The sequence below is a fragment of the Frankia sp. CeRuru1 genome (assembly GCF_977966315.1).
This window is the reverse complement of the sequence record NZ_CDWWEW010000131.1, coordinates 1-12521: the sequence shown is the minus strand read 5'-3', so window position 1 is coordinate 12521 and position 12521 is coordinate 1. Positions and strand designations below refer to the sequence as shown.

Below are 12521 nucleotides of genomic sequence, written 5' to 3'. Positions count from 1 at the left end.
GCCCTATCGGCCGGGGCGACCCTCGTCACCGAACTCGAAAAGCTCGGCTACACCGTCACCATCGAACCCGCAGCCTGACCCCAGACCCCCAGGATCAGCATTCCGCACGCGCGGACCAACCGGCACCGGGTCCCCGCGTGATCCCGCATGCCCTGACCCAGCCCCTCCGTGGTCCGGTAATTTACTCCTCAGCCGGTTGATGCCGTACTCCACGGCGTGGCACCACCTACCGGCTGCGCTCGGCCCGGGGCGTGGTCAGCTTCGCCGGCCAGCACAGCCGGGAGTGGCCGCCGGCGCTGGTCGCCGTCCGGGCCAGCTGGTACTGGACGCCGGTGAGCTGTTCGGAGATGTGCCACGGCTGGCGGGCGGTGGCGGTGTCGTGAAAGGCGCGCTCCCGCCGGCGCGGGATGGGTTCTCCGCGCAGCTGCAGTGGTCCGTCGGGCACGATGTAGCTTCCGCCTGGCAGGTCCGGCATGGTCGCGGCATACAACGACGTCTTGGCACCCTCCGGAGTGGGGCGGAAAGCGAGGCGTACCAGGCGAAATAGAGGTTGGCACGCTTGGACTGGAGATAGGCGGACACACTGCGGTAACGGCGCTCGGCGTTGAGATTCTCCAGGTCGAGCCGTGCAAACCGCTGACCTTCGCTGCTGACGGTGACGACCCGCGGGTCCGGCGCGGCGAGCAGCCAGGGCATCAGCAGGCCGGTGAGCGCGAAGGTGCCGAGGTGGTTGATGCCGAACTGTGACTCGAAGCCGTCCGCGGTGTGCGAGCGCGGGATCATCGCCACACCTGCGTTGTTGATGAGCAGGTCCAGCCGGTCGTGATCCCAGGTGGCGGCGAAGATGCGGATGGACGCCAGGTCAGCCAGATCGAGCCGGCGCACCTCGGCGCGGGCCCCGGGTACCTCGGCGCGCAGCCGCTCCCGGACCTCCAGCCCGCGTTCACGGCTGCGGCACGCGAGGACGACCCGTGCGCCGTGGCGGGCGAGCTCCCGGGCGGTCACGTACCCGATGCCGCTGTTGGCGCCGGTCACCACGGCCAGACGCCCGGACTGGTCGGGCAGTGCTGACGGTGTCCATGCCACGAGCGGGCCCTGCCCGCGTGCCGGTCGTGCTACTCGGAGGCCGGTTCGAGGATTGCAGGCCACAGCGTTCCTTTCCCAGTCGGCAGGGGTCTCTCGGCCTGCGGGCAGCGGAGGTCTGCTGCCCACAGCAGCTGGCAACAGTCCCCATGATCGCAACTAAAAGTTGCGCTACGGTCCAGCATGCACAAGGGCCGAACTCATTGCAACCAGGAGTTGCGATGAGTTCGGGATCACGCTCCACCTGTGCCGTGCCTACCGGCGGGCATAAGCGGAATGTCCAGGTGTCGGCACATGCCGCGACGCTGGCGAGCTCCTGCCTAAAGGGGTGAGCCACATGCGTCTGGCCGACTGGCATCGTGCGCGCCAGCCGGCCAGGCGGAGAGCCCGGTAGGGCCCCGGTTGGGCCAGGATTGGCCCGGTTCTCGGTGTTCTCTTCGATCTGCGGGGCCTGCGCTCAGGGCCGCGCGGTGCCCCGTCCCTCAGCTGGCTCCGGGGCACGGTCGACGCCGGGCCCCAAAGCGTCCGCGCCGTGGTGCGCGGGCCGGCCGCCGGGCATCCCGACCAGCGCGGAGACGGCCGCCACGAATGACACCGCGGCGGCGACGATGATCGCGATGTCCATCCAGCGGGCCGATCGGCAGGCCGAGACTCACCCCCGCCGACCAGATCGCCAGCGCGCGGGCACGCTCCGCGGGCGCGAAGAGGACCGACAGCATTGACAGCGAGACCGGCATGATGATCGCCGCGCCGACGCCCATGACCGCGCGTGCCGCGATGAGCTGACCGGCACTGTCTGCGACCGTCGCGCCCGCGGAGGCGAGCCCGAACAGGACCAGGCCGGCGAGCAGCACTCTGCGACGGCCGAGCCGGTCGGCGACGACGCCGAAGAAGAGCATCAAGCCGGCGAACACCAGCAGATAGGCGTTGAAGATCCACTGGAGCTGGCTGTTCGTGGTGCGCAGCGACTCCGCCAGTTCGGGAAGAGCCACGTACAGGACAGTAGTGTCCAGCCCGATCACCAGCAGGCAGACGACCAGCGCGGCCAGCGCCCACCACCGCCGTTGATCCGTCCATATCGCTGTCGTGGACATGGGGATTACCTCATTCCTGTTCGGGGAGACGACGTCGAAACTCAGGGCGCCCCGGATTGGCCGGCTGCGCTCGTGGATCGGTGCCAGACCACGTCACCGCGTCCGCGGCCGGGCGGCTCCTCCGCCTTCGCGCACTCCGCAGCGAAGAGGTCGACCAGTACGTGGAAGCGATAGAGGCAGGCGTCCACCTTTTCCATCAGGTGATCCCGGACCAGCACGCCGAGGGTTCTTCGCGCCTCGTCGTGGGAGGTGCCTGCTATGGCTGCCACGGCGGGAACGGTGAACTCCCGCCGTGGTAGCCGGCCAAGCAGCCGAAAAATGCGGGCGGCCTCGGCCGGTAGGGCTCGGTACGACGTCGAAAGAACACATCGCAGGTTGGTCGCGGCGTCGCCAGCCACAGTGAAGTGGTCGAGCTTCTCGCTGCGAGACCCGTAACTGGTCAGAAAACCGGAGACAGATATCCTCGGATCCTCGACGAGAGATTCCGCTGCGATGCGCAACGCCAGCGGAAGATGCCCGCAGTGCTGGGCGAGGCGGGCGGCGGCGCCCTGGTCCTCACGCAGCCGGTCATCGTTGACGAGAAACGAGAGCAACTGGACGGACTCGGCCGGCGACAGATGCGACAGCTTGATTCTGATCGCTCCGTCGATGACGACAAGGATGGGGCTGGACTCGGCCTGCGGGCGGTCCGGCGCGAGGATGCCCCGCAGCCGCTCCCGCTCGTCGGCGCGGCCGACGAAGCCTCGTACCCTGGGCGGGAGCTGCACCGCCAGAGACACCGGTGCCACCGATACCTCCGGTGCCACCGATACCACCACCGGCGACGCCGTCACCGCGGACAGCGCCTTTGGGTCGCTGGGTGCCAGGCTCTCCGCCGGCGGTGAACCGGCGGCGCGGGCCAGGCCCTCCGGCCGCACCGGTAAAGCGCGAGCATGAGCAGCCAGTGCAGCTTCTCGCACAGCGGCTCCCTGGCCACCCACTCGGACAGCGTCGGGATCATCGTTGCGTCCTGGCCGACGGCCAGCATGGCGTCGGCCCATTCCGCCAGGACGCCGAGCCGCTTTCCCTGCAGGCGGGCGCGTTCGTCCTCCGCAAAGGGTTCCGGGATCTTCGCGAAAGCCTCTCCCTGCCAGAGGTCCAGGGCGGTGCCGAAAGCCTCGGCGGCTGGCCGGTCGCCTCGGGCAACCAGCCAGCGGGCTTCCGTCGCACGCTTGTCGAACAGGCCGATATCAAGCTCCTCCGCGCCGATCACGAGCGCGTAGCCGCCTGCCGTCGATACAATGACGCTTCCGGACTCCCGGCACCTGCGGCCGGGTTCGAGGGTGCGTCGGAGCCCGGCGACATAGGTATGCACGCAATTACTTGCGGAGGACGGTGCGGCGTTCCCCCAGACCGCGTCGATGATTTCGTCGACCATCAGCACGCTTGTTCTTCTGCTGGCGAGCAGCACGAGCACAGCTCGCTGTTTCGGTGGTCCCAGTCGCAGCTCCCGGCCGTTGTGCCATCCCCGCACCGCACCCAGCATTTCCAGTCGGATGTTCGACACCCCGGATCTTGACATAGTCGACACCTTCACGATGCTGCCCGCGACTTATTCTGTTTGTCGGCTTGAGTCATGTACTAAACACGTCGGAACATGCCGATTCCGCTATGACGACCGGCGGTACGCCGGGGTGCTGAGGACGGGTGTCCGGCGGGCCATCAGCCTGCGGACCAGGCCTCACTGTGCCGCCACAGGAGCCGGCCCAGTTCCTGCGTCGCGACCGGGCTCTGCGGCCGCTCCCGGCAGTTCTCGTAGTACTGGCCGCTGCGTTCGGCGAGCTCGGCCGCGGTGGCGCAGCAGACCGGAGTGCGGGCCCCGTCGCGGGTGGACAGCATGGACCGCGTGACAAGCGATCGGATGGGCCAGGGCAGCACCCGCCAGATGTCCGACGCCACGACTCCGGGGTGCAGGGCGTAGGTGGTGACCCCCCGGCCGGTGATCCGCCTAGCCAGCTCCTGGGCGAACAGGACGTTGCAGAGCTTGGAGACGGCGTACTCCCGGGAACCGGTCAGCGTCCTCGTCGGGCGGCGTAGCGCGGGGAAGTCGATGCCGCGCGCGTTGAGATGACTCGCGCTGGACAGGACGACCACGCGCGCGGGCGCGCTGCTCGTCAGCCGGTCGAGAAGTGCCTGGGTCAGCAGGAAGTGACCGAGGTGGTTGACGCCGAAGGCCATCTCGAAGCCATCCTGGGTGACGCCCCGGCGCCCGGCGACCCCTGCGTTGAGGATCAGGCCGTGCAACGGTTCATCGAGGCGGAGAAACAGCTCGGCGCAGTGCCGTACGGAGTCGAGGTGCCCCAGGTCCAGGGGGAGGCACGCCACAGTGGCGTTGCCGGTGGTCCGGGCGATGTCCGCGGCGGCGGCCCGGCCCCGCTGCGTCGAGCGGCAGGCGAGCACCACGCGGCCACCGCGATCGGCGAGCGCCCGTGCGGTCTCGAGACCGATGCCGGTGTTCGCGCCGGTAATGAGGTACGTGCGGCCCCCGAGATCCTTCTTGCCGTTGATCGCTTCTTCCAAGGGGCTCTCCCCGCGTCGATGGACTGGCGAGCCTCGCCTCGCCGTGACCGAGCGGCGGGCCGGTTTCTCTGCAACATCATGTTGCGATAGCGTCATCATTGCACTTGAAGTGCCTACAACGCAACAAGGAGTTGCTTTGGCTCTCGCTCCCGACGGTCACGCTCGCGACAGTCATGCCGCACAGAACGGGCGGAACGGGCGGAAGCGGATCGGGCAGAACGGTCCGGACGAGCCGGATGAGCGGGACACCCCGCGTCCAGTCGGCCGCGGCCAGAAGCTGCGCGCCGCCGTGCTCGCGGCGACCGTGGCCGAGCTGACCGAACGAGGGTACGGCGAGCTCTCGGTAGAAAACGTCGCGGCCCGGGCCGGTGTGCACAAGACGTCCATCTACCGTCGCTGGGGAGACCGGGAGAGCCTGGTTGTCGACGCGCTCACCGAGCATGTCGCCGCCGACCTGCTGATTCCCGACACCCAGTCGATCGCGACCGACCTGCGCGAGCTCGCCCGCGCCCTGGTCGCGCTGCTGACCACGCCCACCGGTCAGGCAATCCTCGCGGCGATGCTCTCGGAGACGGTGCGGATCCCGAGGCTCGCGCAAGCCCGCCGCGCCGTGTTCGACGACCGGCTGCGGCGCGCCGAGCCGGTCGTGGTCCACGCGATCGAGCGCGGCGAACTCCCGGCCGGCACCGACCCGACCGAACTGCTCAAGGCGCTGGCCGCGCCGATCTACTTCAAGCTTGTGGTCCTCGGTGAACCGGTCGACACCGCGGGCGCCGACAGCGCCGCCGCGGCGACGCTCGCGGCCGCCGTGGCCGGCGTGTTCTGCCCGGTGCGGGTGCCCCCGCCGACGCCGTCCGCCAATCGTGCGGAATAACCGATCCTGGCCGGGCGGCATAATCCACTCCACGTGAGTAGCGTCACTTTCCAGACTCCTCGACGGGGTTGACAGTCGGACATTCTGCTGTAGTCGGTGGGTGTCCCGCTGGCCGCCTACGACAGGGTGCTTGCGCTGTAGCCAGCTATCCTGGCTGGTACCCGGTACGTCGGGTTGCCCGCCTCGTAGCGCACCTTCCGAAGATCCCAGGCGAAGGTCTCCAGTGGCCCCGCGGCTGGATCCAGAGGTCGCTCCTGACGTGCCACACCACCTCCTCGTTCCACAAGATCCAAGGGCACTCGTCAGTCCGGACGCGCGCCGGCAGGCCGCGGTACGGCGCGCGGAAACGGACACACCGGACGTGTTCAACAGTAGCCGCCCTGTCACGCAGAGGATGTCCCGTGAGTGAATCGAGCGGGTACCCCGTCCTCACACTGCGGGCCAGGAGCCGCATGGGACGGCATCCACCTACAAGGACGCAGGGAGCAACCCAACTGTGACAGGATCGTCACCCCAGGCAGAAAAACGGCCCGGCCGGACCGCCAACACCGGAAAGGCCGACGCTCCAGAGGGCAGAGCTGCTGGCAGCTGCTGACAGGACGCTACCGTTTCCCCGCATGGGGGCGAGAAGCGCGAGCCCCGGTGGAGGCGGGCGCATAGGATCTTCACGTGGAGAACGTGGAGCTTTCCCCGCTTCCGGCCGCCGGAGGACGGCTGGCCGGCGGGACGGGAGCCGGCGGTGAGTGACAAGCACGAGGTGACGCTGTCCGCCTCGGCCGAGCGGGACCTGTCGAAGCTGGCCGAGCTCACCCGCGGCGAGGTCCGCCGGTTCCTCGACGGTGCCCTGCGCGACGATCCGCGCAAGGCCGGCACTCCGATCCCCGGCGAGCAGGTCGGCATGCACGAGGCCAGCGGGCGGACCTGGCGGATCCTCTACCGGATCGACGCCAACACCTGTTCTGTGCGCGTCATGGTCGTCGCGCCGCGAGGAGCCCGCTCCCGGGTCGTGCCGACGATCGGCAACGCCCGCCCCGCCACCGGATGGCGCCGCGTCTGAACCTGTGGGAGCGGAGGCGGTCAGCGGTCACGAGGCTCGTACGGTCACGAGACTCGTACGGTCACGAGACTCGTACGGTCAGTCAGGTAACGTTGACGCCGAAGTCCAGGGCGATCCCGCGCAACCCGGAGGCGTATCCCTGGCCGACGGCGCGGAACTTCCACTCCCCACCGTAGCGGTACAGCTCGCCGAAGATCATCGCCGTCTCCGTGGAGGCATCCTCGGTGAGGTCGTAACGGGCCACCTCCGCGCCGTTCGTCGCGTCCGTCACCCGGATGAACGCGTTACGGATCTGGCCGAAGGCCTGCCGACGCGAGTCGGCATCGTAGATGGACACGGTGAACACGACCTTCGCCGCCTGCGGGGTCAGCGTCCGCAGGTCGACGTTGATCTGCTCGTCGTCACCGCCGCCGCCACCGACCAGGTTGTCACCCAGGTGCTTCACCGCACCGTCCGGACTCACCAGATTGTTGAAGAACACGAAATAGCCGTCGGAGAGGACCCGGCCGGCGTCATTCACAATGATCGCGCTGGCGTCGAGGTCGTAGGCGGCACCGGTGGTCTGCCGCACCTGCCACCCCAGGCCCACCGTCACCGCAGTGAGGTTGGGGACGACCTTGCTCAGCGAGACATTGCCGCCCTTGGACAGCGACACGGAGGTCATATCCTCACCCTAGTACCAATGGTCCCCGCCCTGCCGACCGGCGGGCCCTACGGCTCGATCAGGCGCCACCGGTCTGGTGTTCCCGGCTCGGAACGCGCCGCGCCGGTTGCCTCCAGCGTCGCGAGATACGACATCGTGTCCATCACGGCGTTCTGCAGCGCCACCCCCCGCAGGTTCCGGAACGGCCGATGCCAGGTCACGTACCCGGCGACGTCCCAGACCCGCGAGGCACCCGCGCGCAGTCCCTCGACGACCTCGGACAGCCGGCCGGCGTGATGCGCGTCGAGCTCCGCGAGCCGGCGCTCCAGCCCGGTGAACCGGTGCTCGTGCGCCGGCAGCACCTCCTCGGCCGGCAGGCCCCGCAGCCGGGCCAGCGAGCGCAGGTAGTCGCCCAGCGGATCAGGAGCAGCCTCCTCCGGCGCGGGTACCCCGACCGCCGTCGAGGGCAGGACGTGGTCCCCGGAGAACAGCAGCCGGTTGGTCGGCTCCCAGAAGCAGAGGTGTCCCGGCGAATGGCCCGGTGTCCACAGTGCGGTGAGATCCCAGCCCGGGATGTCCGGCCGGTCGCCGTCCTCGATGAGGATGTCGGGTCGCGGCAGGCCCCGGGCCGGCTGCTGGTAGCCCGCCAGCAGGCGCTCGGTCATCTCGGCGGGCGCCCCGGCCCGGGTCATCAGCTCGGAGATCCGGTCAGCATAACCATGTTCGAAGTGCCGGAGCATCGCCTCGTCCAGGGGATGCAACGAGACCCACGCCCCGGATGCTTCCCGGATCCGGTTCGCCAGGCCGTAGTGGTCCAGGTGCGCATGGGTCACCACGACGCCCTGCACGTCGGCCACCGACATCCTGATCATCGCCAGTCCGGCCTGCAACGCGTCGAACGCCTCGTCGAAGTCCCAGCCGGCGTCCATCAGGAACGGGCCCGTGGAAGTCTCGAAGACGTACACGAACACGTGCGCCGGTTTGGCCCAGGGCAGCGGGACGGGGATACTCCACAATCCCGGACGCACCTGCTCGACCGGCGGCAGGGGTCGACGCCACCGCGCGGCACCGTCCCGGCCGGCCCGCTCCACGGCCGGCTTCACGGCCGGCTGCGGCCCGGTCTGACGCGGCACACCGACATCCCCGAGAGCAGCGTCCACGACCTCACCCACCCGTTTTCTCCGGCGCCCGGCGGCGCGTGCATCGCGTACCGCGGCGCCCCGGGTCTGCAACACCCGTCTTTGGATGATGCCCGTCTTTGGATGATGCCGCGCCCCTGATCGTTCCCCATCCGCGACGAATGGTCGTCGCGGTGATGCCTTCACCACCCGACAAAACCTTGGCGCGTCCTGGCCAATCTGTCATGCTATACCGTGCCGTCCGGTACCCCCCGAACCGGGCGGCACCATACTTTCCCACCGCCACCGCCGCCGCCACCACCGCGCCGATCAGGAGGGGCAGGGCAGAACGGTGAGGGATCCCGGTGCCCGGGAGTGCCGCCCGTCGAGATCGGTCACCGTAGCCGTGTAGGTGATCGCCCCGGCCGCACGGGCCGGGCCCACCGGGCCGGACCACGTCGACCGGTTACCCGTCGCCCGGTCAAGGACCAGCGAGACACTCGCCCTGCCTCCGTCGGGGAGGCTCACCACGAGCTCCACGGCGAAGATGCCGGTCGCGTCAACGACGGACACCGTCACCGTGGACACCGCTGCCGGGGACGCGGTCGCCGGGGACGCGGTCGCCGGGGACGCGGTCGACCTGGCGGCCGGCGCGCAGCCGGACGGGTACAGCGTCGTCGGCGCCGCAACCATCGATACCACCTGTGGCGAGCCGTCGACCCTGGCGGTGACCCGCACGTCGCCCCCGCCGCCCCCCTCGCGGGGCCTGATCGGAACGGTCACGTCGATCGGTCCGGACGGTGCCGCCGCCCGGTCAAGAGTGATCACCAGGGGGACGACGGCCCCCGGATCGATCCGCGACCGGCCGGGCATCACGGTGAGCCAGGACGGGCTGGCGCCGATCACGACGTCGACCGGCGCCGTGCCCTCGCCACGCAGGTCAAGCCGCCAGACGGAGTCGACGTCACCCAGGTCGGCCCTGGTCGAGCTCAGGCCGAGGGCCGGGCCGGAGGGCCGCGGAGCGACCGGGACGGCCGGTGACCCAGGCTGCGGTCCGGTCCGCGGTCTCGCGGCGGTCGGGGCGACCCGCGGCGGAACCGACCCGATGCCGGCGCTCGGGGAGGCCACGGGCGCGGTGGGAAAGGCTGGACCGGCACCCGGCCGAGCAGTGACCGGGGCTGCCGTCACGTCCGCCGGCCCGTCCTCGTCACCGGGCACGGGTGCCGGCGGTGCGACCGGCGCACCCGGCCTGCCTCCGGAGGAACCCGCACGATGGTCGCCGGCCATCCGCCCACGCACAACCACCAGACCCGCAACGATGACGACCAACGCAACCACTACAGCAATGATGCGTCCCCACCGGATCGGCAGGATCCGACCTGAACGCCCCCAGGGAGAACGGTGACGTCCCGGCGATCCCGGGCCCCCCGCACCATCATGCGTCATCATGACGAGATTAAGCCGACGGATTCTCGCGAGGGGACCAATTCGCTCGTTTCCGTCACGAAGTACGCTGAGATCTCTCTCGACCCTCGGGCCGAGGCGGGATGCCCCGATTCTCCCCGTTACCCCCGTTGTCGCCGTTGTCGCCGTTGTCGCCGTTACTCCCGTTGTCGCCGGTCTCCCTGCTCTCCCCGGTCCGCCGGCTGCGGGGCCGGCCGGGCGGCCCGCCCCGCAGCCGGCGCCCCCACCAGACCCACCATGCCAACGTCTGGGTCACCAGCGCGAAGCCGAACAGCAGATCCTCGACCGGAGCGTGTGCGATCCGCGGGCCGAGGATCCGGCGGGGGTCGTAGACGACGACGCCGAACCCGGTGAGGATCCCGTTGGAGATCAACTGGAACAATGCGATGATCGCGTAGGAAGTCCAGAAAACCCGCCGGGTCAGCAGCCGGGTCCGCAGGACCCACAGGTCCATCGCGATCGCCAGCGCGACCCCGACGACCGCTAGGGCCGTGTAGCTCACGGCCGATCACCATCGGGAGTCCCACCGGAACGCGTCGCGCTCGGATGGGCGGGCTCGTCGCCGACGTCCCAGCCCCGCACCGCGCGCACGGCCTCCAGCGTCAGGATCGCGCACATCGGCACCACGACGAAGAACAGCAGCTCCTCCAGGGGAAGGCTCCCCGGAAGCAGGACCCCGGTGATGCGGCGCCGGTCGAAGCTCCAGTGCCCCGCGGAGACGGCGAACAGGTCCCAGGCAACGAAGATCACGATGACGGGGGCGAGGGTCAGCAGCAGTCGAACCGGCCGGGCGTACACCCGGGTGCCCAGAAACACCTCGAGCGGCGCCGTTCCGAGCAGGCATCCCGCCAGGACCGCGAGGTAGCTCAGATGGCGCATCGGCGGCTGGGGCGGAGGCTCGGACGGCGCATCGACAACTCTCAGACGGCTCTCAGACAGCGCGCAGACGCCGAGCGAGGGCAACGGCGCTCGCGGCCGGATCCTCGGCCCCGGTGAGGCCCCGCACGACCACCACGCGGCGCGCTCCCGTCGCGAGGATCTCATCCAGGGTATCCAGACCGACGCCACCGGTGACGAACCACGGCTTCACGCCCGGGACGAACGGAGGAGCGTGCCGCGCGGCCAGCCGGGGCAGGCCCAGGCCGACCGGCGGCCGGCCCTCCTTGGTGGGCGTGGCGTGCACTGGCCCCACGCACACGTAGTCGACGTCGGGGTCGGCGAGCGCCGCGAGGAACTGGTCGGGATCGTGCGTCGACTGTCCGATCAGCACGTCCGGGCCCACCAGGCGCCGGGCGAACCGCGGCGGGATGTCGCCCTGACCGACGTGCAGGATGTCGACCCCGGCGAAGGCGGCGAGGTCGGCGCGGTCATTCGCGCTGACCAGCACTCCCCTGGCGCCGGCGGCGGCCTGCACCCGCCGCAGCCCGCCGAGCTCCTCGTCCCATTCAAGCCCCTTCTCCCGGAGCTGGATCAGATCGACCCCGGGGGCCTCGGGCGTGCCGACCACGGCGCTCAGGAAGGCGTCGAACTCGGCCCGACGCGGCGTGCACAGGTACAGGCGGGCGTCGGCCAGCCGCCGCAACCGGTCCGCCCGGGCCGGCCCACCGGCGCGCGGCGACGATCCCTCAACCTCCGGCGACAGCACGCACGATCTCCAGAATGTCGCCGTCGGCGAGCCGGACGGCGGGCATCTCGGACGGCGTCAGCGCCACGCCATTGTGCTCGACCACCACCGAACCGGACGGCAGGCCCAGCTCGGCGAGCAGGTCGGGCAGCGGCTGGCCACTCGGGATGCCCCGCGGCGCACCATTGACGACGACCCGCGCCCGGGCGAGCGGCTCCAGGTGCGCACGCGGGTGCGAGTGCGAGTGCAGCGGACGATCGACCATTTTTCGACCCTACGGGAGCAGCGCCCGCCGTGCGGGCGGTGGGTACGGCCGGGACCGGGCCGGGGCTAGAAGGCCGACGCCTGGGCCCGTCGTTTGACCTCCTTGCCACGGTTCTCGATGAGTGCCTGCATGGGGGTGCCCGGCAGGCTCGGATCCTCCCGGAAGATCCAGTCGAGCGCCTCCTCATCGGTGAACCCCGCGTCGGCCAGCACCGTGAGCAATCCGGGCAGCCCCTTGACGACGGCGCCGTCCCGGATGAAATCGGCAGGCACCCGCAGGACGCCCCCCTCCCGCTGGGCCAACAGCGTCCGGTCGCGCACCATCTGCCGGACACGGGTCACGGGAACCTGCAGCTGATCGGCGACGTCAGGCAGGGTCAGCCAGTCCATGGTCAAGAGTAAACACCCAAGTCTCGATGGCGTCGTACGGTGCCGGCGCGGCCGCGGACGTTGGCCGCGCCCCTCGGCGACCGGATGACCAGGCAGTTCCCGGCCGGGACAGTCCGGCCGGAACGGGTCAGAGCGGAGCCACCTGGGCGCCGCCCGCGACCGCCGAGCGCACCGCCGCCTCCAGCACCGCGACCACCGGACGGGCGGTCTCCACGCCGTAGCCGGACAGCGGCCAGCCCGAGACGAGACAGTCCGCCAAGTCCCGGTGAAACATACTGCCCGAGGTGGGTGCCAGCGGGATGTGGCTGCGCACCCCGTCATGAGTGATCAGCATGAGCGACCCCGCCTCCG

General features: G+C 70.2%; 16 protein-coding genes and 1 pseudogene. 2 read left to right on the top strand and 15 right to left on the bottom strand.

What is annotated here, in order from left to right:
* Window positions 1-255 precede the first annotated feature (255 nt).
* The 5 genes from AC08OP_RS11735 to AC08OP_RS11715 form a co-directional block, all read right to left on the bottom strand.
* Entirely contained in the window at window positions 256-1086 is an 831-nt protein-coding gene (locus AC08OP_RS11735; RefSeq protein ID WP_476614221.1) for an SDR family NAD(P)-dependent oxidoreductase, read from the bottom strand.
* Between the two features lie 479 nt (window positions 1087-1565).
* Window positions 1566-2177, bottom strand: coding sequence for an MFS transporter (locus AC08OP_RS11730; RefSeq protein ID WP_476614220.1), 612 nt, complete (start codon window positions 2175-2177; stop codon window positions 1566-1568).
* A gap of 41 nt (window positions 2178-2218) precedes the next feature.
* Complete coding sequence (locus tag AC08OP_RS11725; RefSeq protein ID WP_476614219.1) at window positions 2219-2965, bottom strand: hypothetical protein; 747 nt, start codon at window positions 2963-2965, stop codon at window positions 2219-2221.
* Between the two features lie 41 nt (window positions 2966-3006).
* The gene (locus AC08OP_RS11720) at window positions 3007-3753 is read right to left on the bottom strand and encodes an AfsR/SARP family transcriptional regulator (RefSeq protein ID WP_476614218.1); all 747 of its coding nucleotides are present in this window, start codon (window positions 3751-3753) and stop codon (window positions 3007-3009) included.
* Between the two features lie 125 nt (window positions 3754-3878).
* On the bottom strand, window positions 3879-4736 hold the full coding sequence (locus tag AC08OP_RS11715; RefSeq protein WP_476614217.1) for an SDR family oxidoreductase: 858 nt from the start codon (window positions 4734-4736) through the stop codon (window positions 3879-3881).
* 136 nt (window positions 4737-4872) lie between these two features.
* Between AC08OP_RS11715 and AC08OP_RS11710 the strand changes: the two genes are divergently transcribed.
* Window positions 4873-5610, top strand: coding sequence for a TetR/AcrR family transcriptional regulator (locus AC08OP_RS11710; RefSeq protein WP_476614216.1), 738 nt, complete (start codon window positions 4873-4875; stop codon window positions 5608-5610).
* Window positions 5611-5726: 116 nt separating this feature from the next.
* Here AC08OP_RS11710 and AC08OP_RS11705 read toward each other — a convergent pair whose 3' ends face one another.
* On the bottom strand, window positions 5727-5876 hold the full coding sequence (locus AC08OP_RS11705; RefSeq protein WP_476614215.1) for a hypothetical protein: 150 nt from the start codon (window positions 5874-5876) through the stop codon (window positions 5727-5729).
* A 473-nt stretch (window positions 5877-6349) separates the two neighbouring features.
* On the opposite strand from AC08OP_RS11705, the gene AC08OP_RS11700 reads away from it, so the two are divergent.
* Window positions 6350-6667, top strand: a complete 318-nt coding sequence (locus tag AC08OP_RS11700) for a type II toxin-antitoxin system RelE family toxin (protein WP_462187969.1) — start codon at window positions 6350-6352, stop codon at window positions 6665-6667.
* 82 nt (window positions 6668-6749) lie between these two features.
* Here AC08OP_RS11700 and AC08OP_RS11695 read toward each other — a convergent pair whose 3' ends face one another.
* From AC08OP_RS11695 to AC08OP_RS11655, 9 genes and pseudogenes are all read right to left on the bottom strand, one after another.
* Entirely contained in the window at window positions 6750-7331 is a 582-nt protein-coding gene (locus AC08OP_RS11695; protein ID WP_476600292.1) for a TerD family protein, read from the bottom strand.
* Window positions 7332-7378: 47 nt separating this feature from the next.
* On the bottom strand, window positions 7379-8482 hold the full coding sequence (locus AC08OP_RS11690; protein WP_476614214.1) for an MBL fold metallo-hydrolase: 1104 nt from the start codon (window positions 8480-8482) through the stop codon (window positions 7379-7381).
* A gap of 276 nt (window positions 8483-8758) precedes the next feature.
* On the bottom strand, window positions 8759-9766 hold the full coding sequence (locus AC08OP_RS11685; protein ID WP_476614213.1) for a hypothetical protein: 1008 nt from the start codon (window positions 9764-9766) through the stop codon (window positions 8759-8761).
* Between the two features lie 163 nt (window positions 9767-9929).
* Window positions 9930-10394, bottom strand: coding sequence for a lycopene cyclase domain-containing protein (locus AC08OP_RS11680; RefSeq protein ID WP_476614212.1), 465 nt, complete (start codon window positions 10392-10394; stop codon window positions 9930-9932).
* Entirely contained in the window at window positions 10391-10771 is a 381-nt protein-coding gene (locus AC08OP_RS11675; RefSeq protein WP_462203265.1) for a lycopene cyclase domain-containing protein, read from the bottom strand. Before AC08OP_RS11675 ends, AC08OP_RS11680 begins: the two co-directional genes overlap by 4 nt.
* Window positions 10772-10823: 52 nt before the next feature.
* Window positions 10824-11537 (bottom strand): thiamine phosphate synthase, encoded by a 714-nt coding sequence (locus tag AC08OP_RS11670; RefSeq protein ID WP_476614211.1) that lies wholly within the window; start codon window positions 11535-11537, stop codon window positions 10824-10826.
* Window positions 11518-11781 carry a sulfur carrier protein ThiS gene (gene thiS, locus AC08OP_RS11665; RefSeq protein WP_462187962.1) on the bottom strand — a complete coding sequence of 88 codons (264 nt, stop codon included), beginning with the start codon at window positions 11779-11781 and terminating at the stop codon, window positions 11518-11520. The genes AC08OP_RS11670 and thiS overlap by 20 nt, the downstream gene beginning before the upstream one ends.
* A gap of 65 nt (window positions 11782-11846) precedes the next feature.
* The gene (locus AC08OP_RS11660) at window positions 11847-12170 is read right to left on the bottom strand and encodes an Rv2175c family DNA-binding protein (protein ID WP_476600306.1); all 324 of its coding nucleotides are present in this window, start codon (window positions 12168-12170) and stop codon (window positions 11847-11849) included.
* Window positions 12171-12297: 127 nt separating this feature from the next.
* Window positions 12298-12521 (bottom strand): annotated as a pseudogene (locus tag AC08OP_RS11655) (Gfo/Idh/MocA family protein); the annotation flags it as partial.